General features: G+C 70.0%; 15 protein-coding genes. 6 read left to right on the top strand and 9 right to left on the bottom strand.

Features of this window, described 5'->3' with window-relative positions:
• Positions 1 to 32: 32 nt before the first annotated feature.
• Both ACFV1J_RS35585 and ACFV1J_RS35580 read right to left on the bottom strand, forming a co-directional pair.
• Complete coding sequence (locus ACFV1J_RS35585; protein WP_385865298.1) at positions 33 to 1,118, bottom strand: WD40/YVTN/BNR-like repeat-containing protein; 1,086 nt, start codon at positions 1,116 to 1,118, stop codon at positions 33 to 35.
• Positions 1,119 to 1,263: 145 nt separating this feature from the next.
• A complete protein-coding gene (locus ACFV1J_RS35580; RefSeq protein WP_385865296.1) occupies positions 1,264 to 2,367 on the bottom strand; it encodes an NADH:flavin oxidoreductase/NADH oxidase in 1,104 nt (367 codons plus the stop codon).
• A gap of 182 nt (positions 2,368 to 2,549) precedes the next feature.
• On the opposite strand from ACFV1J_RS35580, the gene ACFV1J_RS35575 reads away from it, so the two are divergent.
• Positions 2,550 to 2,921, top strand: coding sequence for an ArsR/SmtB family transcription factor (locus ACFV1J_RS35575; RefSeq protein WP_385865294.1), 372 nt, complete (start codon positions 2,550 to 2,552; stop codon positions 2,919 to 2,921).
• A gap of 91 nt (positions 2,922 to 3,012) precedes the next feature.
• Here ACFV1J_RS35575 and ACFV1J_RS35570 read toward each other — a convergent pair whose 3' ends face one another.
• Positions 3,013 to 4,383: an FAD-dependent oxidoreductase gene (locus tag ACFV1J_RS35570; RefSeq protein WP_385865292.1), complete on the bottom strand. Its 1,371-nt coding sequence runs from the start codon at positions 4,381 to 4,383 to the stop codon at positions 3,013 to 3,015.
• Between the two features lie 247 nt (positions 4,384 to 4,630).
• Here ACFV1J_RS35570 and ACFV1J_RS35565 point away from each other — a divergent pair, with 247 nt between their 5' ends.
• Positions 4,631 to 5,674, top strand: a complete 1,044-nt coding sequence (locus ACFV1J_RS35565; protein WP_385865290.1) for a DUF6214 family protein — start codon at positions 4,631 to 4,633, stop codon at positions 5,672 to 5,674.
• Between the two features lie 59 nt (positions 5,675 to 5,733).
• Here the strand turns inward: ACFV1J_RS35565 and ACFV1J_RS35560 are convergent, their stop codons facing one another.
• From ACFV1J_RS35560 to ACFV1J_RS35535, 6 genes are all read right to left on the bottom strand, one after another.
• Entirely contained in the window at positions 5,734 to 6,396 is a 663-nt protein-coding gene (locus ACFV1J_RS35560; protein ID WP_385865287.1) for a TetR/AcrR family transcriptional regulator, read from the bottom strand.
• A 663-nt stretch (positions 6,397 to 7,059) separates the two neighbouring features.
• On the bottom strand, positions 7,060 to 8,823 hold the full coding sequence (locus tag ACFV1J_RS35555; RefSeq protein WP_385865285.1) for a hypothetical protein: 1,764 nt from the start codon (positions 8,821 to 8,823) through the stop codon (positions 7,060 to 7,062).
• Between the two features lie 23 nt (positions 8,824 to 8,846).
• Positions 8,847 to 9,686 carry a nucleic acid/nucleotide deaminase domain-containing protein gene (locus ACFV1J_RS35550; protein ID WP_385865284.1) on the bottom strand — a complete coding sequence of 280 codons (840 nt, stop codon included), beginning with the start codon at positions 9,684 to 9,686 and terminating at the stop codon, positions 8,847 to 8,849.
• Positions 9,687 to 10,079: 393 nt separating this feature from the next.
• Positions 10,080 to 10,709, bottom strand: coding sequence for an SUKH-4 family immunity protein (locus ACFV1J_RS35545; RefSeq protein ID WP_385865282.1), 630 nt, complete (start codon positions 10,707 to 10,709; stop codon positions 10,080 to 10,082).
• A gap of 69 nt (positions 10,710 to 10,778) precedes the next feature.
• Positions 10,779 to 12,485, bottom strand: coding sequence for a nucleic acid/nucleotide deaminase domain-containing protein (locus ACFV1J_RS35540; protein WP_385865280.1), 1,707 nt, complete (start codon positions 12,483 to 12,485; stop codon positions 10,779 to 10,781).
• A 691-nt stretch (positions 12,486 to 13,176) separates the two neighbouring features.
• Positions 13,177 to 14,040: an SDR family NAD(P)-dependent oxidoreductase gene (locus ACFV1J_RS35535; protein ID WP_385865278.1), complete on the bottom strand. Its 864-nt coding sequence runs from the start codon at positions 14,038 to 14,040 to the stop codon at positions 13,177 to 13,179.
• Between the two features lie 87 nt (positions 14,041 to 14,127).
• Between ACFV1J_RS35535 and ACFV1J_RS35530 the strand changes: the two genes are divergently transcribed.
• The 4 genes from ACFV1J_RS35530 (at position 14,128) to ACFV1J_RS35515 (ending at position 19,802) form a co-directional block, all read left to right on the top strand.
• Complete coding sequence (locus ACFV1J_RS35530; RefSeq protein WP_385865276.1) at positions 14,128 to 14,988, top strand: helix-turn-helix transcriptional regulator; 861 nt, start codon at positions 14,128 to 14,130, stop codon at positions 14,986 to 14,988.
• A gap of 330 nt (positions 14,989 to 15,318) precedes the next feature.
• Positions 15,319 to 16,509 (top strand): EfeM/EfeO family lipoprotein, encoded by a 1,191-nt coding sequence (locus tag ACFV1J_RS35525; RefSeq protein WP_385865274.1) that lies wholly within the window; start codon positions 15,319 to 15,321, stop codon positions 16,507 to 16,509.
• Positions 16,510 to 16,514: 5 nt separating this feature from the next.
• Positions 16,515 to 17,792, top strand: a complete 1,278-nt coding sequence (gene efeB / locus ACFV1J_RS35520) for an iron uptake transporter deferrochelatase/peroxidase subunit (protein WP_385865272.1) — start codon at positions 16,515 to 16,517, stop codon at positions 17,790 to 17,792.
• A gap of 168 nt (positions 17,793 to 17,960) precedes the next feature.
• Entirely contained in the window at positions 17,961 to 19,802 is a 1,842-nt protein-coding gene (locus tag ACFV1J_RS35515; protein WP_385865271.1) for a phospholipase C, read from the top strand.
• The last annotated feature ends 98 nt before the right edge of the window (positions 19,803 to 19,900 follow it).

Below are 19,900 nucleotides of genomic sequence, written 5' to 3'. Positions count from 1 at the left end.
AGGGCACCGTCTTGCCCAGCCCGTCCCCTTGCTCAGGCCACCGCCGCCGCCCGGACGCACAGCACGTCCGGCAGATGGGAGGCGAGCTGTCGCCAGCTGTCGCCGTCGTCCGCGCTGGCGTACACCTCGCCGTTGCGATTGCCGAAGTACACCCCCGCGGGATCGGCGTCGTCGACGGAGAGGGCGTCGCGGAGCACCGTGCCGTAGTGGTCCTCCTCGGGGAGGCCGTGGCTCAGCGCCTCCCAGCTGCCGCCGGCATCGGAGGTGCGGTACACCCGGCAGCGGTGCTCAGCGGGTACCCGGTCGATGTCGGCCGTGATGGGGAAGAGGTAGGCGACATCGCCGCGGTGCGGATGCGCGGCCACCGCGAAGCCGAAGTCGGAGGGCAGACCGGCGCCGATGTCCGTCCACTGCGCGCCGGCGTCGTCGCTGCGGTAGACGCCCCAGTGGTTCTGCAGATAGAGCCGGTCGCGGTCGACCGGGTCCTGGGCGATCTTGTGGACGCACTGGCCGAACTCCGGATGCTGGTCCGGCAGGAAGACCGCCTTGACGCCCTGGTTGGACGGGGCCCAGCTGGCACCGCCGTCCAGGGTGCGGAACACCCCGGCCGTGGACACCGCGACGGTGACCGCGTCGGCGTCCCGCGGGTCGGTGATCACCGTATGGACCGCCAGCCCGCCGCCGCCCGGCACCCACTGCTCATGGCTCGGGTGCTCCCACAGCGCCCGGACCAGCTCGAACGTCTCTCCGCAGTCCTCGGAGCGGAACAGCCCGCCGGGCTCGGTGCCCGCGTACACCACGTCCGGGGCGGCCGGGCCCGCCGGATGCAGCTGCCACACCCGCTCCAGCGAAGTCCCGGTATCCTTGGGGTACTTGACCGCGGGCCGGGCGGGCTCCTGCCAGCTCTCGCCCAGATCGTCGGAGTGGAACACCGACGGGCCCCAATGGGCGCTGTCGGCCCCGGCCAGCAGCCGGGGTGTCGCACGACGGGTGTCGATCCCGAGGGAGTACACCGCCTGCGAGGGAAAATGCGGACCGCTCAACTCCCATGCACCGCGCCGTCGCCGGCCGATGAAGAGCCCTTTGCGGGTGCCCACCGCGAGTAGTACGTCAGTCATGGCCCGAACCTCCGGGACGCCGTTGTCTCAGATGTGGCAAGTCTCCACCCGACCACTGACAACGGCGTCCCGGAGCGCGTCCGCGCAGGTCGGGCGGGGTGCCACGGCGTTCCGCAGGCCGCCCGCGCGAGGCACCGGACCGGACTCAGACGGCGCGGTGGTACTGCTCCGGCCCCCGGACCTCGGCGCCCAGTTCCCGCGCCGCGTGCTGCGCGAAGCTGGGGGAGCGCAGCAGCTCCCGGCCGAGCAGCACGGCGTCCGCCTGGCCGTCCGCGATGATCTTCTCGGCCTGCCGCGCCTCGGTGATCAGTCCGACGGCGCCCACCGCCAGACCGGTCTCCTTCTTGACGCGCTCGGCGAACGGCACCTGGTAGCCCGGACCGGCGGTGATCCTGGCGTCCGGGGCGTTGCCGCCGGTGGAGGTGTCCAGCAGGTCGACGCCGTGTTCGCGCAGGTCCCGGGCGAAGCGCACGGTGTCGTCGGCAGTCCAGCCCGTACGGTCGTCGTCGGTGTCCTCGGTGAGCCAGTCGGTCGCCGAGATCCGGAAGAAGAGCGGCAGCTCGTCCGGCCACTCGGCCCGCACGGCATCCACGATCTCCAGCGCGAACCGCGTCCGGTTCTCGTACGAGCCGCCGTAGGCGTCGGTGCGCCGGTTGGTGAACGGGGAGAGGAACTGGTTGATCAGGTAGCCGTGCGCCCCGTGGACCTCGGCCACCTCGAAGCCGGCCGCCAGCGCCCGGCGCGCGGTCGCCTGGAACTGCCCGACCAGTTCATGGATCTGCGCCACGGAAAGCTCCGCCGGCGTGGCGAACCCCTCGTCGAACGGCAGCGGGCTCGGCCCCACCGGCTCCCAGCCGTGCCGCTGTCCGGGCAGGATCGGGCCGCCGCGGTTGACCCAGGTGCGCTCCGTGGATGCCTTTCGTCCGGCGTGGGCGATCTGGATGCCGGGAGTGGTGCCCTGGGTCTTGAGGAAGGCGGTGATCCGCCGGAAGGCCTCGGTCTGGGTGTCGTTCCACAGGCCGAGGTCGTACGGGGTGATCCGGCCGTCGGGGCACACCGCGGTCGCCTCGGTGAGGATCAGGCCGGTGCCGCCCGCCGCCCGCGCCGCCAGGTGCTGGAAGTGCCAGTCGTGGGGCGCCCCTTCCTGCGGGCCGTCGGGAGCCGCGGAGTACTGGCACATGGGCGCCATCCAGAGGCGGTTCGCGATGGTCAGCGAGCGAAGGGTGAGGGGCTCGAACAGTGCGCTCACGGCGGGCTCCTGTGCCTGGGGTGTGCCGGGGGAACGGGAGCCGGACCGGCTTCCGTGCTCGTACGATAACCGCCGTACTACGGTGGATGTCAAACTACGATGCTTCTCGTACAATGAGCGTGCGGACCGGGCGTCAGGGCCCCGGAACCCGGAGAGCGGGCCGCAGACCCACAGGAGCCGTGATGACGACCGATACGACTTCCCCGGGCGCCGTGCCGGGAGCGCGCACGCTCGCGCACCCGGCCCGCGAGGAGATCCGGCTCGCCGACGTCCTGCACGCCCTCGCCGACCCCATGCGCCTGCGGATCGTGTGCAAGCTCGCCACCGCGGAGGACGAGCTGAACTGTGCGGACATCGAGCTGCCGGTCAGCAAGTCGACCTGTACGCACCACTTCCGGGTGCTGCGGGAGCACGGCGTGATCCAGCAGTTCTACCGGGGCACGGCCAAGATGAACCGGCTGCGCACGGCCGACCTGGAAGCACTCTTCCCGGGGCTGATCGACGGCGTCCTGCGGGCGGCCGACCTCCAGGACCGCCGGCTCGAAGAGCAGTGACGCCGCCCCGCGGTGGCCGACCCCGCCGGCCCCGCTGACCCCGCCGGCCCTGCTGACCCCGCCGAATCGCCGCGCGCCGCCCCGCCCGGCCTCAGCGGGTCAGGTCCGCCGCCCGGGCCGCCTCCAACAGCCCTGCCCAGTCCGGCAACTTGACCGTGCCGCGCCCCAGCCCCTGACCCCACTCCGCCTCGGCGGCCTCGATGGCGAGCCAGCCCGGCCACAGCACCGGCTGCTGCCCCGCGCGGGCCAGCGCGGCCACCGGGTCCCCGGCCGTCGCCCGCCCCGCCAGCGTGGCCGCGTCCGCCAGCAGCGACTGCGCGGTCTCCTTGGCGCACGGCCGGTTCGTGCCGATCACCCCCGTAGGGCCCCGCTTGATCCAGCCCGCCACATAGACACCGGGCAGCGGCGCCCCGTCCTGCAGCACCCGCCCCGCGGTGTGCGGCACCGTTCCGGTCGCCTCGTCGAACGGCAGCCCCGGCTGCGGCGTCCCCCGGTAGCCGACCGAGCGCAGCACCAACTGCGCCTCGATCTCCTCGAATCGGCCGGTTCCGGCGACCCCGCCCCGCCCGTCGGGCGCGGTCCGCTCGAACCGGACGGCCCGCACCCCGCCGACGTCCCCGAGGATCTCCACCGGCCGCAGGAAGAACCGCAGATGGATCCGGCGCCGCCGGCCCACCGGAGCGCCGCCGCCGGCCGGCTGCTCCGCCCAGCCGCGCAGTACCTGGACATTGCGCCGGGCCACCGCCGGCAGGTCCGCGGGATCGCGGTACGCCGGGTCCAGCGCCAGCTCATCCGGCCGCACCAGCACCTCCGTACCCGGCAGCGACCCCAGCTCGCGCAGCTCCTTGGTCGTGAACTTCGCCTGGGACGGCCCGCGTCGGCCCACCATCCACACGTCCTCGACCCGGCTGTCCGCGAGCGCACCCAGCGGCCCCTGCGGCATGTCGGTGGCGGCCAGCTCGGCGGCCGCCCGCGAGAGCATCCGTGTCACGTCCACCGCCACGTTCCCGACCCCGATCACGACGGCGGACCGCGCGGTGAGGGCGAAGCGGGTCGCGGCCGCATCCGGGTGCGCGCTGTACCAGGCGACGAACTCGGTCGCCGGGTGGCTGCCGGGCAGATCCTCACCGGGGATGCCCAGATGCCGGTCGGTGGCCGCGCCCACGCAGAACACCACCGCGTCGAAGATCTTCCGCAGCTCCTCCACCCCCAGCCCCGGAGCCCCCGCCTCCACGTTCCCCACGAACCGCACCCGGGGATGCTCCAGCACCGTACGCAGGTTGTTCTGCAGCGATTTGATCTTCTCGTGGTCGGGGGCGACGCCGTAGCGCACCAGGCCGTACGGGCACGGCAGCCGGTCCAGGACGTAGACCTCGATGTCCGGCACGGCCTCCTGCTCGATGAGGGACTGGGCGGTGTAGACGCCGCTGGGTCCCGAACCGATCACTGCGACACGAAGCACGAGTGGCCCCTTCCGCGGGATAACCCCAGGATCGCACCGGTGGGCGCGCGACGGGAGATGCGCTATCGGGGTTGCTCCCGGTGGGATGAGCGTGCCGCGCTACTGGGCCGGGTGGGCTGGAGGCTAGGTTTTCAATGTGTCGGAAAGTGACTTTTATACCGTTAATCACCGATATGAAGCCCAGGGCGCGCCACGGGAGTGGCCCACGTGGGAGCTGCAGGCGCACGGCTCGGCCGCGCCCGCGCGCATGCCCGCCGCATCGGCCGCACCGGCCGAGCCGGCCGGTCCGACCGCACCCCGGCTCGACCCGCTGGGCCCCTGGTGCAGCGCCCGGCTGACGTTCGCCGACGGCGCCCGCATCGACGTCCTCGTGACGGTCTCCGACGACCGCATCACCGTCGAGGACGTCCGGGCCGACCCACCGCTCACCCTGGACGGCCTCGCCGACCTGGCCCGCTGGATCGAGGGCCCGCTGGACGACGCCATCCGGGCGGCCACCGGACGCCCGCGGAAGCACCGCCCGACACCCCGCCAGCCCGGCCCGGCCGCCGGATCGCCGGAGCGGATGGTGCGCCCGCCGGGCGCATCCACGACCGGCCCGGCACAGCGCGCCCCGGCCGGCCCGCTCCAGGAACCGTCGACCGGCCCGGCACACGGACCGACGGCTGCCGGGAAGGATGCACCGGTGACCGGCCCGGCGGCCGGCGCGACGGACACCTCGCTGACCGGCCCCGCGGCGGAACGGTCGGCCGAGGGGCCGGCGGCGCCCACGGGGTCGACGACCGGACCGGCCCAGGTCGCCGGCGCGCCGTCCCGGAGCACCGAACCGCCGGAGTCGCTCGCCGGACGGTCGGAGCCGGTCGCCGGGCAGTTGGCCGACACGGCCGCGGAGGCGGAGGCGGATGGCCGGGCGGAAGCGACGGATCCCGAAGACAGGGAGCGTGCCGAGGCGGCACTGGAGGAGCCCGCCGCGGCGGGCGAGTGCGCCGAGACGGGGGAGCGGGCCGCGGAGGGAACGGGTCAGGACGCGGTTGCGGCGCAGGGAGACGGGGACGGGAACGGGGGCGGGAACGGGACCGAGGCGCGCACCCGCTCGGCGCCGCTCGCCCGGAAACGGGTCGTCGAGCGCCGCAAGCTCGCCGCGGACGCCTACCGGCAGGCCCAGCGGGAGGGGCGCGACCCGGTGCTGGCCGTCATGCTCGCCACCGGACGCAACCGCCGTCGTTCACTGCGGCTGATCGCCGGCGCCCGCGACGAGGGACTCTTGACGCCACGTCACAACAAGCGCTGACCGTACGCCGAGGTCCCGACGACACCTCACCCAGGCTCGCCATCCGAACATCAGCCACGTCAACTGCCCGCCAGCTGCGGGGAGTTGATGCCACGCGGCCGGGTCACCGCGGCGGGCTCCTCACCTGGCGGGACACCCAGCTCCCACTCCAGCCCGTAGCGCTGGAACAGCTCGGCCCGCAACCGGGCCCGCGGCATCGGGGCGCCCGGCAGCAGCATCGGCACCACCGCACCCATCAGCAGGGCCCGCAGCAGCGGATAGTCGGTGTCCGGATCGGTGGAGCCGTACGCCACGACCGTCTCCCGCAGCAACTGCGCCAGCCGCTGCTGCTCGGGGCACTGGATGAACCCCTCGGCCGTCAGGATCCCCGCCATGTGCGTACGCATCAGCAGCGCCCGGTCGTGCGCCAGTCCGAGGATCGCGTCGATGGCTCGGGCCAGCAGTTCCCGCCCGGCATCCGGCCCGGCGGGCCGTGGTTCGCGCTCCAGTGCCGCCTGCAGGGTGAGGTGCATCAGCCGGTGCACCGCGGACTGCAACAGCTGCCGCTTGCCCGGGAAGTAGTACGAGATCAGCCCGCGCGCCGCCCCGGCCCGTTGGGCGATGTCCCCGAGCGTCGTCGACTCGTAGCCGCGCTCCCCTACCAGATCAACCGTCGCCTGCAACAGCCGCTCGCGGGAGCGCCGCCGCAATTCTTCATTGACCGATGCGCTGCGGGGGGACATCCTGTAACTCCTGCGTTGACTGGCTGAGAGCCAATATACTCAGACGGCCACCGGAAGTTTGTCCCTCGGGCGATTCCGGAGAGCAGCCTGATTCGGGCGACGCGGGGGATCGCCCGAATCGGGTGGAGGTAGGGCTGAGGTTGGCCTCGTGACCAGCGTCTTGCCAGGTCATGGGGTTAACCTCGGTTCACGCCAAGTTGGAGGTTCAATCATCTGTGGTCGGCTCTGAGCATGCCTGTGCTGACTCGTTGCTGACTTTGCTGATGTCCCGTCACGTTCCGTCGAGGCATCCTGCAGGTCGATTCGGGGATGGCCGTGACTGTCCAGCGGGGCTGGCCGCGGCAGTCTGTCGGCCTGGTTGAGCTCAGTCGTGGGAGCGGCACCCAAGGCCTCTGCCCGCGCCGCTTCACCGAGCCGCGGGCCCGAGAGCACACAACGGGACTCAAGGCCTTCCACGCTGCGCTGCTGGGCGCGCTGCGATAGGGCGCCGGAGCGAGGTTGGTTCGGGGCGCGTAGGGCCCGGGTGGCCGTAGTACCGGCTGTACTGACGCTTCTTGTCGTACGCGTCCAGGTCCTATGACTTTTTCGGCGTACTAATTTCCCGGCTGAGCGCTGCCGGCGGGGGAGGTTGCGGTGCCGATTGCGCCGCGTCAACGAGAGTGGTCAGCCCCAGAGGCGATCGAGATCAAGGCGTATCGCGTGGAGACCATCCGGCCCACCGATGGTCAACTGCCCGTTGGAGGAAAGCGTCAGGGCATTACAGCGGTAGATCAGCGGCAGGATCTGGACACTTCCGCTTGTGAGGTGCCACAGGTGTAGTTCGGCGTCGTTCCACGCGGCGGCGAGCAGAGGACCGACAGGGGTGTCGGCGGCTGCGAGGGCTGTGACAAGGGCTGGCCTTTGGTCAACAGGCCCTTCCATGGGGCCTTGGGAAGTTTCCCAGAGGCGGATCGATCCGTCGAAAGCCGCGCTGATGACGAAGGAGAGGTCCTCCTCAGGTAGCCGTAGGCAAGTGACGGCCGTGATCGCGCCGGAATGCAGGCGGCAGGATTGTGGCACGGGGCGATACTCGGCCAGGGACCACAGGTGTACCGTTCCGCCGGCATCGCCGATGACTGCCAGAGAGGACTGCTGGCAGGAGCCGAGGGCAGTGGGCCGGGAGGCATCAGAGCTGAGCAGTAATTGGTCGTGGTGGGAGGCGATGTGCCCGAGCACTGTGGCCGCTGTGCTCTCCTCGTCCGAGGTGAGGGCATGCAATGGCCCAGTTTCGTCGAGAAGCAACAAGGCGTCGCGGGTGGCCGCTGCGATTCCAGAGGGCCTCAGCGCAGCGGGTGAGGGCACCATACCGGTCCGGTTGCCCGTGGTGAGATGGTGGAGATGGAGGCGGCCCAGTGCGTCCGAGGCAAGCAACTGCTCGCCGTTTCCTGGCGTTTGGCACTGAGTAGCGGTCGGGGTGTCATGGTGTGACCAGGTGGCTGTCCAGTGGTGCTGCTCGGCGAGGGGCCGCAGGTATTCACTGAGGGTAGGACTGGTGGCGAGGGCAGCGGCATGCAGCAGTGCGGCACGCTCGGTGTCGCTGTATTCGTTGATCGACAGTTGAGGGGCTACGCGGTCCCAGATGCTGCGCAGACCAGCGGGGGCAATGGTGGCTGGGCTGTTGAGCGTGGCAGTGATGGCGGTTGTGGACCCGTGTATCAGGAATCCCGGGTCGGCGAGCAGATTGCGTACCGCCATGCCGTCGCCTGCATCAAGCGCGGCATCGAGGACGTACTCCCGGGTTTGGGCAGGAGCCTGGTTCCACAGGAGCCTGCCGTCTGACGTTCGAGGCACCGTGGCGAGCATGGATGGAAAGTCCGCATTCGATGCGCCTTCAGATACGGCACCTAGATGCGACGATGCGCCGAGGTCGATGATGCGGGAATTTGCGGAGCTGAGGAGGTCAGTACGGCCGGTCTCCACAACGAGCCGCACGTGCGCGAATTGCAGAAGCGGGCCGAGGAGTTCGTCGGTGATCGTCTGCGGCTGGGCCGACGGTTGGCCGGAGGGGCCACGACCGGCGAGATGGAGGTCAGGCACCAGCAGGAGCAGCGGACGATGGTCTACGGCGATACGGTTCAGAAGTTGGTGCGGAGGCAACGGACCATAGCCGAGTTGACGGCTCATCCCCGAGGCAAGGGCTTCCGTGATGAGCCCTGCGGCTGGGACGGTGGCGTGCGCGATGGTGCGGGGATGGGACGCCGAGCCGGCAAGGAACCAAGCGAGCAGGTGGCTCTTGCCGCTTGCCCGGTCTCCACGGAGCAGACACAGACGCGGGAGACTTTCGTCGGCCGTTGCTACCCAGTCGAGCAGCGCGCGGCCAGCACCTTCGCGCTGTGGCTCCAACGGCGGCCACGCTGCGATGTCAGGTGCCGACGTAGCGGTGGTCATGATGTGGTCGTCCCCTCGCTGCATTATTGCTTGGGAGGCTGGGCGGCGGCTTCGCGAAGGAGGCGGATGCCCTGGGCGCGGGATTCAGCGGTTTCCCCGTAGGGGAAGTTGTGGGTTAGTTCGGCGTCGGGGAAGGTCTGCTCCATCCACAGGGAGCAGTAGTGACCGGGCATGAAGCATGCCTCCAATTCAGTGTGAATTCTCAGCACTTGGCTGGGCTCGATGCCAGCTCCATGCAAGGAGGACCAGAGTCGTTCCTCGGGGTGCAGTCCGATAGTCCCGGACTGGGTCACGATCTGCTTCTGGCCATCAGCGCCGATGTACTCGAAGGCCGCGTACCAATCGGCAGCGGACGTGTCACGGATGTCATCGAGGACGAGGGGCCACCAGTTCTCCTGGTTGGCGAATGCGGTCGGGTCCACCGTGCGCAGACGCTGCGCAGCCTTGGCGAATGCGTCCGCGGCGGCCTGAGGTTGGTCGGTCGCGAGGACAGCGCGCAGCAATTGGTCCAGCTCAAGGAGCGACTGTGCGAAGCGCTCGGGAGAGGAGTTCACGAACCGGAGGGGCTCGTTGTAGCCGAGCAGCACTGCCTGCACTGTTCCCTGGGGGTCAGTGCAGATTTCGTATCCCTGGTCGGTGCCCAGTCGCGCGAGTTGCCGATGTTCTTCCACAGCTACGTCACGTCCAGCGAACTCCGCATATTCGCCAAGGAGAACCGGATCGGCAGGAGAGGTGCGGAAGTACGGGCCGACCTGCCACGGTACGGCCACCTGCGCCAGGTGGAGGACGCTTGGAGGCGTCGTGAGCGGGTCACCCGCCGCCTCCCGTCCGAACGCCCGTAGTTCACCCTCGTGGGCAGCCATGGAGAACTCCTCAAAATCGACTCAAGGCAGCCAAGTCCGGCGGGCCTCAAGAGCTTGCTGTCACACTGATTCGCATAAAGTGAGGCACCCCTTAGAGTACAGTTGCCGCACGAATCGGCCACTTTGACGACACGTCACCCCATCGCCGTTACGGGCCTGTTCATCGCTACCAAGCACTGGCCTTGGGCGCGGCAGTTCCCTCGTCGCTTGCGCCGGGCTGCCTTGGTGCGTCGCTTCGCCGTCACATAAGTCTCAGCATGGAATCGTCACCTCGTCGGCCCCACGGGCATCGGCAACCTGCGTCAGTCACTCGCAGACGTGCCGGACGCACCACGGGCTGCACCTACCTGAAGCGCCATAACGTTCCTCAGTGACCGGCATGGATCACTTCACTTATCCGACCGTCTCGTGCACATCCCAAAGAACACACTCCCAGGTGGGCAAGCGAGGCGCGTCCTCAGCCTCCCAGTCGAAGTCCTCCGACCAGGCGGGCTCCACCCCTTCGAAGGGGAGCGGGTCGGCACCCGCCATCCGCTCCCGAAGGGTTTCGGCAACGCCCTCTGGGTCGGCGAGTTCATCTGACACCCTGAAGTCGTAATGAGGACGCTCAATTTCGAGCAGGTAGAGGAAGAAGAGGAAGGAATCGAGACTCTGGTTGAGCGGGCACGCCTTGTACTCCCCATCCGGCAGGCTGTAGATGGCCCCAGAGACGGGATCCAAAGCAACAACGTCGGAATGAATCTCGCCGAGAATCAGCCAGGTCTCCCAGCCGTTCGGCATGTCCTCGTACTCAGAAAAGTAACTGAGTTCCGCGCATCGGCGAAAGCTGTTGGGTGATTCCCCCTCGAAGAATCCTCCGTCCATCGCAAAGAAGGAACTTCGATCATCCGGAAGGCCGACGTTGACCAGAAGCGAACGAGCCGACCCGTTGAGTTCCGCTGGGAGGTTGCCCTCCTCGGGCGTTACCAGCTTCTCCGGAGAGAATGTCGATTCCATCATCGAGCGGTCGACGAGCTGAGGCATGGTCAGTCCTAACGAAAAGATGCGATAACGCCTGCGAGACTATCGGAAGCTGCTTCTCCGAGTCAATCGCTACCTCTTGCGACGATTGATGCTGTTGAGGTACTTCTCCATTTCATCGTTGCCCTTTTTCTTGGACTCCGGGGTGTCGCCATATTCGACGGAGTGTGAGACCTTCACATTCGGCAGATGCTCCGACATCCAGGCACTGCAGTCCGCAGACCCCGGGCTTTTCGTGCAGGGTGCACGTTCTGTGTAAAGCTCAGTCATACCTCCTGCGTGTTTAGCGTCGAGGAATGGTATGCCGACCTGACGTTCCGAGTGCATGCCTGTCGTGAACACACTGCGGCCGACAAGTATGAACTCATCGTCGGCGCCCCGCTCGCCATGCCGCACCGCGGCATAGTTCCGACTTGAGAACTTACTGCCTGATTTATTTCCGTAGTCACCCTTCTCTGGTTGTTTGGTCTTTCGGTCGCGTTTTCCGGTGTTGGCGTGTCGTGCCAACTGTGTGGCCTGAGACAGATCCGTGCTGCCGAAGGGGACCTGTCGGGAGGGCTTCTTCGTGCGCTCCTTGGGCAGTGGGTAATTACCCGCTACTCTCCTGGCAACGTGGTCGTCCCCCTGAAGTCCAATAGGGGTGAGTCGACCACGATCCTCATCGGTCAGATCTTGATGTCCCGCAGTGGTGAGGCGAGTAACTTTCCCGTGGTCATCCACATGGTAGGTCGGCGCGTTACCGTGCGACTTCTTGCCGATGCTCTGAATCTCGGTTGCGATACCGTCATCATTTTCGCGGTGATTCAGCTTCATCTTCTTGACGCCGCTGACCATTTTCTCGTCAAGATGTTTCGCCGTCCTCTTGACGCCGTCGCCGAGTCCATCCATGACCTTGTCGATCATCGGAGCGGCGGCATTGGCGATGACATCCTTACCGCGGGTGCGCTCGTGGTGGCTCCTGGCCCGCCCGATCTTGCCGCCACCCTTGTTGCGAAAGGCATCGCCGGTGCGCTTGAGGACGTCGACCACGCTGTCGTGAGCATCAGGGTCGAAGGTGAAGCCGCCGCTGCCGCCAGCCCCACCGCCCCCTCCGCCACCACTGCTGCCGCCAGCACTCAGCAGCTGCATGTCGGCAGCGGCGGACTTCCCGGCGTCCTTGCCGGCCTGAGCCGCATGACCGAGATCGACGCCCTTCTGCAGCCCGAGCGCATTGGCCCCAAGCTGGACCACCAGGTCGCCGACCATTGCGCCAAGTGCTTCCTCGATCGGCGTCAGAGCGACACTGACGATCTGCTCGACAACCTGCTGGCAGACCTCTTTGATGATCTTGCGCACTGCGAGACGCGTCACCTGGGTGCCCGCCAACGCTCCCAACTCTGACAGGCCGAACGTGAATGGCGCTGCGGCCTGTGCCGCCACGACTTCAGCAGCAAGGATGCCGAGTTGAACGATGGCGGCGAGCTTGGCGCCCTCGATGAGCAAAGCGACAGCATCCATGGCTGTCGCGGCTAAGCGCCCACAATCGGCCAGCCCTTTCAGATGCTTGCCGTTGATCTTGCCCCAATGGGCATTGAGCGCCTCCACTCCAAGAGAGCCGCCCGCCGAACCCACAAAGCTCTGGATGGCCTGATGAGCCTCGTTCGCGCCACCATCTATGTCGTCAGCGAACTCCCGCAGAGCGTCGGCCATGTCGCGGTAGTCGTCCTCGTCCACGTTCGGCCACGACACGCCGATGATGTCGAGGATCTCATCCGCCCACCCCGGCAGCACAACACCCATGCGAACACGCCCCCCTTGATCAACTTCGACAAGGAAGACGCTCTCACCGTTGGTGACGGTTCCTCAAGGCCGATATGAGCCCCGGTTTTTGGTGACCAGCCGCCTCTTGCCGTGGCCTTTCGCCGGGCTTCGCAGCGTCGCGGCCCAAGCCGGGAGTCGGGCGTGGCTGCACTCGAATGACGAGTCGGAGGCCTGGCTCAGGAGTCATCTCGTTTGGCAAGCCTGCGGTAGGGGCGTCAACCACGCACTGGAGCTTCTGGGCGCGCAGTGTCCCGCATCAGGAACGGCTCACCCACGACGGGGTGCTGGGGCGCTTACCTCCACCACCTGCGCTGACAGGTCGCGAGGGCTAACCCCGGCTCAGGTCGGAATGGCCGGTGCGCAGCCCGTCGGGGTGATGTGGAAGAGCGTCCCCGCAGGCGCCGTCGAGTGCCTCGCTGATGCCGCAGCTCTCCGCGCGTGCGGAACTTCCGGGCCACGGGGATCGATTTCGCCGCGGACGGCTTCCATGTGGCTCAGATGTACGGCCGGCCGGCCCTCGATCTTGCGCACCGGCTCGCGTACCGTCCCGGACTTCGACGCCGGTCTGCGGCCGCACCTGCTTCTTGACGCGATCAGGCTCTCCGCCAAGACCTGTACCCGCCGGGTCGTGGCCGGCCTGACAGGCCGGGCGGAGGGGCGCCGTGCCGGTTCAGGCCCGCATGCCGCCGTCGACGCGTAGGACCGTGCCCGTGACGTAGGAGGAGCGGTCGCTGAGGAGCCAGGCGGCGGCCTGGGCGATCTCCTCCGGATCGGCGGCCCGGCCCAGCGGGGTCTGGGCGTTGAGCTGGTCGATGATGCCGGGGGTCCGTTCGTCCCACTCGTGCAGCATCTCGGTGAGCGTGGTGCCCGGCGCGATGGCGTTGACGCGGATGCCTTCCGGGCCGTAGGTCGCGGCTGCCGAGGCGGTGAGGCTGTTGACCGCCCGCTTCGCCGCCCCGTAGGCGGGCAGCCAGGGGTTGGCCATCAGGGCGCCGACGCTGGAGGTGTTGACGATGGCCCCGCGCTGCGCGGTGGCGCGGATGGCGGCGATCTCGGCGGTCATGGCCAGCCACGGGCCCTTGAGGTTGACGGCGCAGACCTGGTCGAAATCGGCCTCCGACAACTGGTCCATCGGGCCGGGCGGTTGGCCCGTCGCGCCGTTGTTGAAGGCCACGTCGAGCCGGCCGTACAGCTCCACGGACCGGTCGACGGCGGCCCGGACGCTCGCCGGGTCGGCCAGGTCGCACACCACGTACTCCGCGGTGCCGCCGGCCGCCCGGATCTCCTCGGTGACCGCCTTGAGCTGGCTCTCCGTACGGGCCGCGAGGAGCACCCGGGCGCCCTCCCGGGCGAACAACCGCGCCGCTGCCGCGCCGATGCCGCGACCGGCACCGGTGAGGAAGGCGACCTTGCCGGCGAGCAGGCCGGCGGCCCCGGAGGTTTCGACGGCCCCGGAGGTTCCGGCGGCCTCGGAGGTTCCGGTGGACGTCGAGGTTCCCGAGGACGGGGTGGTGGTGATCGGTGTGTGGTTCATGCCGACGAGCCTGGGGCCGGCCGCCCCGCTCATCCAGGCACCGGGAGTACCTGGCTGGGCGTCGCGGGGCTCGCGCACACTGGTGCGATGGATCGACACGTACGACGTGAGCTGGGTGACTTCCTGCGGAGCAGACGCGAGCGGATCGCCCCCGCCGACGTGGGGCTGCCCGCCGGGCCGCGCCGCCGTACCCCGGGGCTGCGCCGCGAGGAGGTGGCGCAGCTGGCGTTCATCTCGACCGAGTACTACGCGCGCCTGGAGCAGGCCCGGGCCCCGCACCCCTCCCGCGAGGTGCTGGCCCAACTCGCCCGCGCGCTGCGCCTGTCGGACGCCGAGCGCGACCACCTCCACCACCTCGCCGGTGCCCCGCCCGGCCCCCCGCCCGGGCCGGCGCGGGAGGTGCGGCAGAGCATCGTCGATCTGCTGCACCGGCTGCCGGAGGCCGCGGCGCTGGTGATGTCGGCGACGTACGAGGTCCTCGCCTGGAACGATCTGGCCGCCGCCCTGATGGAGGACTTCTCCGCCCTCCCGCGCCGGGACCGCAACCTCATCCGGCGCGCCTTCCTCGGCCCCCACCGGGACCACCGGCGGCTGTACGGCGTCTCGGACGCGGACGAGTTCGCCCGGACCTCGGCCCTGCACCTGCGCGCCGCCGCGGCCCGCTATCCCCACGACCCGGAGGTGACCGGCCTGGTCGAGGAACTCCTGGCCGGGAGCGAGGAGTTCGCCCGGCTCTGGGCCGCGCACGACGTCACCGACCGGCCCACCCTCTGCAAGACCTTCGAGCACCCCCTCGTCGGCCCGGTGACCGTCCGCTGTGACGTCCTGGACATCGCCGACCGGGACCAGCGCGTCGTGATCTACACCGCCGCCCCCGGCTCACCGTCGGCAGAGGCGATGCGGCTGCTGTCGGTCGTCGGGACGCAGCGCATGGAGGTTCCCGGCTGACCGGCTGACCGGCTGATCGGCCGACGACGTCGCGGAGCGTCCGCACCGTGAACTGACGGGAAACTCTTGTACTCGACCCCGGGGGAAAGGGTGTTCGGGGGCGGGGCGCTGCCTAGCATGGAGGCGGGCGCCGTCGGGCGGGCATCGGGCGTCGGGTGGGGAGGCGATCCGGTCGCGCGACACCGAGTCCGCCAGGACCGGGACCAGGACCGGGACAAGGACCAGGACCAGGACCAGGACCGGGACAAGGGCCCGGACCCGGACCACGATCAAGCACTCCAGCACACTCAAGCACGCAAGCACCGGATCAGGACGAAGGCCAGGAGCAGCATGGGTTCCACCGCTCGGACCAGGGCCGGCGGTGGTGTGCTCGTGGTCGGGGGGCTGCTGGCCGGGCTGGTGCTGACCGGTGGGGCGGACGACGCGGAGGCCGGGCGGGCCGCGGCGGACGGGTTGCCGCACACCCGCATCGAGGTGTCGCCCGGCGGATGCGGCCGCGGATGGCGGCACCCGCGCCCCGGGACGCAGGTCTTCGATCTGCACAACACCTCCGACACCGCTGCCGAGGTCTACCTCAAGAACCCCGCCGACGGCTCCGTCTACGGCGAGGTGGAGGGCATCGGGCCCGGCACCACCCGGCATTTGCGGGTCCGGCTGGGCCGCGGCACGTACGCCTTCATGTGTCTGCCGGACGACGCGAACGCGGTCACCGGGCCGACGGTGCGGATCGCGGGCGGCGGCCCGGCCGGCCCGGCGGCGGCCCCGGTCACCGAGCACGACCTGATCCCCCCGGCGCTCGCCTACCAGAAGTGGGTCGCCAAAGGCCTGGACGGCCTCGTGGGCAGGACCGGGCGGCTGCGCGACGCCCTGGCGGACGGCGACCGCGCGGCGGCCGAGGACGCCTGGCTGTCCGCGCACCTCGCCTACGAACGGCTGGGTGCGGCCTACGGGGCGTTCGGCGAGGCGGACGGGAAGATCAACGGCACCACCGCCGGCCTGCCCGACGGCGTCCGCGACCCGGCCTTCACCGGCTTCCACCGGATCGAGTACGGGCTCTGGCACGGCCGGTCCACCGACTCCCTGCGCGCACCGGCCACCGCACTCGCCGACGCCGTCAGGACGCTGCGGGACGACTGGGCGCAGGCCCGGATGGAACCGGCGGACCTCGGCCTGCGGGCCCACGAGATCCTGGAGAACACCCTCCAGTTCGAGCTGACCGGGCGGACCGACTACGGCAGCGGCAGCAACCTCGCCACCGCCCGCGCCAACCTCGACGGCACCCGGGCCGTGCTCGCCCGGCTGCGCCCCCTGCTCGTCACCCGCTACCCCGAACTCCCGGCGCTGGAACGGAAGTTGGACGCGGCGCAGGACCTGCTCGACGGCTTCCGGCGGCACGGGCGTTGGACGCCGCTGGAGCGACTGGACCGCCGGCAGCGGGAGCGTACCGACGCGGTGCTGGGAGACCTGGTGGAACGGCTGGCGTCGGTGGCGACGCTGTGCGACGCGCGCAGAACGGTGTGAGCGGGATGAGTGGCGTGAACGGAGTCGGCAGACGGGGATTCCTGCGGGGCGCGGCGCTCGCCGGGGCCGGGCTGGCGGCCGGCGGTGCGGCGCCCGCGCAGGGGTCGCCGGGGGCCGGCGTCACGGTGCCGGGGGACGGCGTCACGGTGCCGGTGCCCGGCCCCGCGCTCGGTACCGCGGCCGCACCCCCGCCGTTCCACGGGCCGCACCAGTCCTCCGTGCTCACCGCGCCCCGCCGGGTCACGGCCTTCACCGCCTTCGACGTCACGGCCAGTGACCGCCGGGAGCTGGCCGAGCTGCTGCGCACCCTCACCGCCCGGGCCCGTTTCCTGACCGGCGGCGGCACACCGGCGGAGCCCGGCATCACCGGCCCGCCCCCCGACTCCGGCCTCCTCGGACCGCGGCTGCCCGCCGGCGCGCTGACGGTGACGGTCGGCGTGGGCGGATCCCTCTTCGACGACCGGTTCGGACTGCACGGCCACGCACCGCGCCGCCTCACGGCCATGCCCTCCTTCCCCGACGACGACCTCCGGCCCGAGTGGTGCCACGGCGATCTGAGCCTCCAACTGTGCGCCGACGACACCGACACCGTGCTGCACGCCCTGCGGGACATCGCCCGGCACACTCGCGGCGGCATGCAGGTGCGCTGGCGGATGGACGGCTTCAGCAGCCCGCCCCGCCCCTCCGGTACGCCCCGCAACCTCATGGGCTTCAAGGACGGCACGGCCAACCCGGACGCCGGCTCGGCGCGGGAGATGGACCGGCTGGTCTGGGCCGGCCGGGACTCCGGCGAACCGGCCTGGGCGGTCGGTGGCAGCTACCAGGTGGTGCGGCTGATCCGGATGCTGGTGGAGTTCTGGGACCGGGTGTCGCTGACCGAACAGGAGCGGATGTTCGGCCGCAACCGCGAGACCGGGGCGCCCCTGGACGGCAACCACGAACACGACACCCCGCACTACCCCGGCGACCCCAAGGGCGATGTCATCCCCCTGGACAGCCACATCCGGCTGGCCAACCCGCGCACCGCGGCCACCGACGGCCAGCGGATCCTGCGCCGCTCCTACAACTACGACCAGGGCGTGGACCGCAACGGCAACCTCGACATGGGCCTGCTGTTCTGCTGCTACCAGCGCGACCTGGCCGCGCAGTTCGAGGCCGTCCAGCACCGGCTCGCCGGCGAACCGCTGACGGACTACCTCACCCCGTTCGGCGGCGGCTACTTCTACGCCCTGCCGGGCGTCCGCGACACCTCGGACTGGTACGGCCGGATCCTGCTCACCTGACCGGCGGCGCTCCGGCCGCCAAGGGTCAACACCCGGTCAAGCTTTGGCCCGGCTTACCTGACTCAGTGTTCACCCGCCCGTCATCATGGCTCTGCCGAGCCGCTGCCCGCCCGGCCGAGCATCCGGGCGTACAGCACCACCACGTCACCGTCCGGAGGGTGAACGAGCATGGCAAGCAGGGGAAGACGAGCGGCGATACGGAGCCTGGGAGCCCTCGCGGGCGCCGCGGCCCTCACCGTCCTGGGCACCGGGGTGCCGTCCTGGGCCGCCGGGCACCACCCCGCCCCCGCCCGTACGGCCACCCCCATCAAGCACGTGGTCGTGCTCTTCGACGAGAACATCTCGTTCGACCACTACTTCGCGACGTACCCCAAGGCCGCGAACACCGACGGCACCCGCTTCACGCCGTCCCCGCGCACACCCAGGGACATCGACAACCTGCGCACCGCCGGTCTGCTCGAGCACAACCCCAACCAGTACGCGCCCAAGCGGCTGACCCCGCAGCAGGCCATGACCTGCGACCAGAACCACGACTACGGGCCCGAGCAGTACGCGTACAACGGCGGCAAGGCCGACCGGTTCGTCGAGAACACCGACTCGGGCAAGTGCTCCGGCGGCCTCTTCGGCGAGCCGGGGCTGGTGATGGACTACTACGACGGCAACACCGTCACCGGGCTGTGGAACTACGCCCAGCACTACGCCCTCAACGACCGCTCCTTCAGCACCACTTACGGCCCGTCCACCCCGGGCGCCCTCAACCTGGTCTCCGGGCAGACGCACGGTGTCGTCTCCATGGACCCCGCCTCCAGCACGGAACACCCGCGGCGGACCGACAAGCCCGATCCGCACGCCGTGCAGTCGCCCGACGCGGACGGCGTCGGCACCATCGTCAACGACCCCGACCCGGCCTACGACGACTGCTCCAACAAGGACCACTCCGGCAAGAACGCGCTCGCCGCGATGCAGGGCCGCAACATCGGCGACCTGCTCACCGCGCGGCACGTCAGCTGGGGCTGGTTCCAGGGCGGCTTCCGGCCCAGCACCCCGTGGGACGGCCAGGACGGCCACTACGCGAAGTGCGGCGGCACCACCCACACCAACGTCGGGGGCGCGGCGGTCGTCGACTACAGCCCGCACCACGCGCCGTTCCAGTACTACAGGTCCACGGCGAACCCGCACCACCTGCCGCCCAAGAGCGTCGACGAGATCGGTCACGCCGGGCCGGCCAACCACAACTACGACCTGACCGACTTCGACGCCGTCCTGAAGGCGGGCAAGCTGCCGGCGGTCAGCTTCGTCAAGGCCCCCGAGTACCAGGACGCGCACGCCGCCTACTCCGACCCGATCGACGAACAGCACTTCCTCGTCGACCGGATCAACCGCATCCAGCAGTCGCCGCAGTGGAAGGACACCGCCGTCGTCATCGCCTACGACGACTCCGACGGCTGGTACGACCACGCCTACGCCAAGCCGCGCAACGGGTCCAAGGACACCTCGACCGGCTCCAACGGCAAGGCCACCGACAGCCCGGCCTGCCAGGCGGGCCCCGCGGCCGCCGGCGGCTACCAGGACCGCTGCGGCCCCGGCACCCGGCAGCCGCTGCTGGTGATCTCCCCGTACAGCAGGGTCAACGCGATCGACCACACCCGGACCGAGCAGACCTCGGTGATCAAGTTCATCGAGGACAACTGGCACACCGGCCGGATCGGTGACGCCGCCTTCGACACCCGGGCCGGCTCGCTGAAGGGGATGTTCGACTTCCGGCACCCCAACAACAAGCAGGTACTGCTCAACAAGGACGGCTCGGTCAGGTCGGTCGGCCCGATCCGGTACGTCGCCCCGGTCGCGACCACCATCGACCCGGGCCCGGCCCTGGAGAACACCGCCTCGGCCACCGACTCCGCGGCGTTCCCCGTGCTCCCGGCGGCGATCGGCGCGGCGGTGGTGGCGGCCGGCGCGACCGGCACCGCCCTGGCGCTGCGCCGCCGCCGGGCCCACGGGGCCGCCTGACCCCGCAGCGCAACCCGGCGACCGTTTACCCCGGGACACCGTCGCCGGGGCCTCAGCGGCCGGAGGGGTAAGCCGACCGGGGGGGCATAGTACCGAGC

This window comes from Streptomyces sp. NPDC059649 (genome assembly GCF_042734445.1).
In the GTDB taxonomy this organism is placed as follows: domain Bacteria; phylum Actinomycetota; class Actinomycetes; order Streptomycetales; family Streptomycetaceae; genus Streptomyces.
Note: the sequence above shows the minus strand (reverse complement) of the source record. Positions and strands in the feature narration are given on the sequence as shown.

Excerpts from the sequence above, each read along its gene's own strand:
- ACFV1J_RS35585 (WP_385865298.1), bottom strand. The coding sequence starts at position 1,118 with ATGACTGACGTACTACTCGCGGTGGGCACCCGCAAAGGGCTCTTCATC.
- ACFV1J_RS35575 (WP_385865294.1), top strand. The coding sequence starts at position 2,550 with ATGACGACCGATACGACTTCCCCGGGCGCCGTGCCGGGAGCGCGCACG.
- ACFV1J_RS35565 (WP_385865290.1), top strand. The coding sequence starts at position 4,631 with ATGCCCGCCGCATCGGCCGCACCGGCCGAGCCGGCCGGTCCGACCGCA.
- ACFV1J_RS35560 (WP_385865287.1), bottom strand. The coding sequence starts at position 6,396 with ATGTCCCCCCGCAGCGCATCGGTCAATGAAGAATTGCGGCGGCGCTCC.
- ACFV1J_RS35555 (WP_385865285.1), bottom strand. The coding sequence starts at position 8,823 with ATGACCACCGCTACGTCGGCACCTGACATCGCAGCGTGGCCGCCGTTG.
- ACFV1J_RS35550 (WP_385865284.1), bottom strand. The coding sequence starts at position 9,686 with ATGGCTGCCCACGAGGGTGAACTACGGGCGTTCGGACGGGAGGCGGCG.
- ACFV1J_RS35545 (WP_385865282.1), bottom strand. The coding sequence starts at position 10,709 with ATGCCTCAGCTCGTCGACCGCTCGATGATGGAATCGACATTCTCTCCG.
- ACFV1J_RS35540 (WP_385865280.1), bottom strand. The coding sequence starts at position 12,485 with ATGGGTGTTGTGCTGCCGGGGTGGGCGGATGAGATCCTCGACATCATC.
- ACFV1J_RS35535 (WP_385865278.1), bottom strand. The coding sequence starts at position 14,040 with ATGAACCACACACCGATCACCACCACCCCGTCCTCGGGAACCTCGACG.
- ACFV1J_RS35530 (WP_385865276.1), top strand. The coding sequence starts at position 14,128 with ATGGATCGACACGTACGACGTGAGCTGGGTGACTTCCTGCGGAGCAGA.
- ACFV1J_RS35525 (WP_385865274.1), top strand. The coding sequence starts at position 15,319 with ATGGGTTCCACCGCTCGGACCAGGGCCGGCGGTGGTGTGCTCGTGGTC.
- efeB (WP_385865272.1), top strand. The coding sequence starts at position 16,515 with ATGAGTGGCGTGAACGGAGTCGGCAGACGGGGATTCCTGCGGGGCGCG.
- ACFV1J_RS35515 (WP_385865271.1), top strand. The coding sequence starts at position 17,961 with ATGGCAAGCAGGGGAAGACGAGCGGCGATACGGAGCCTGGGAGCCCTC.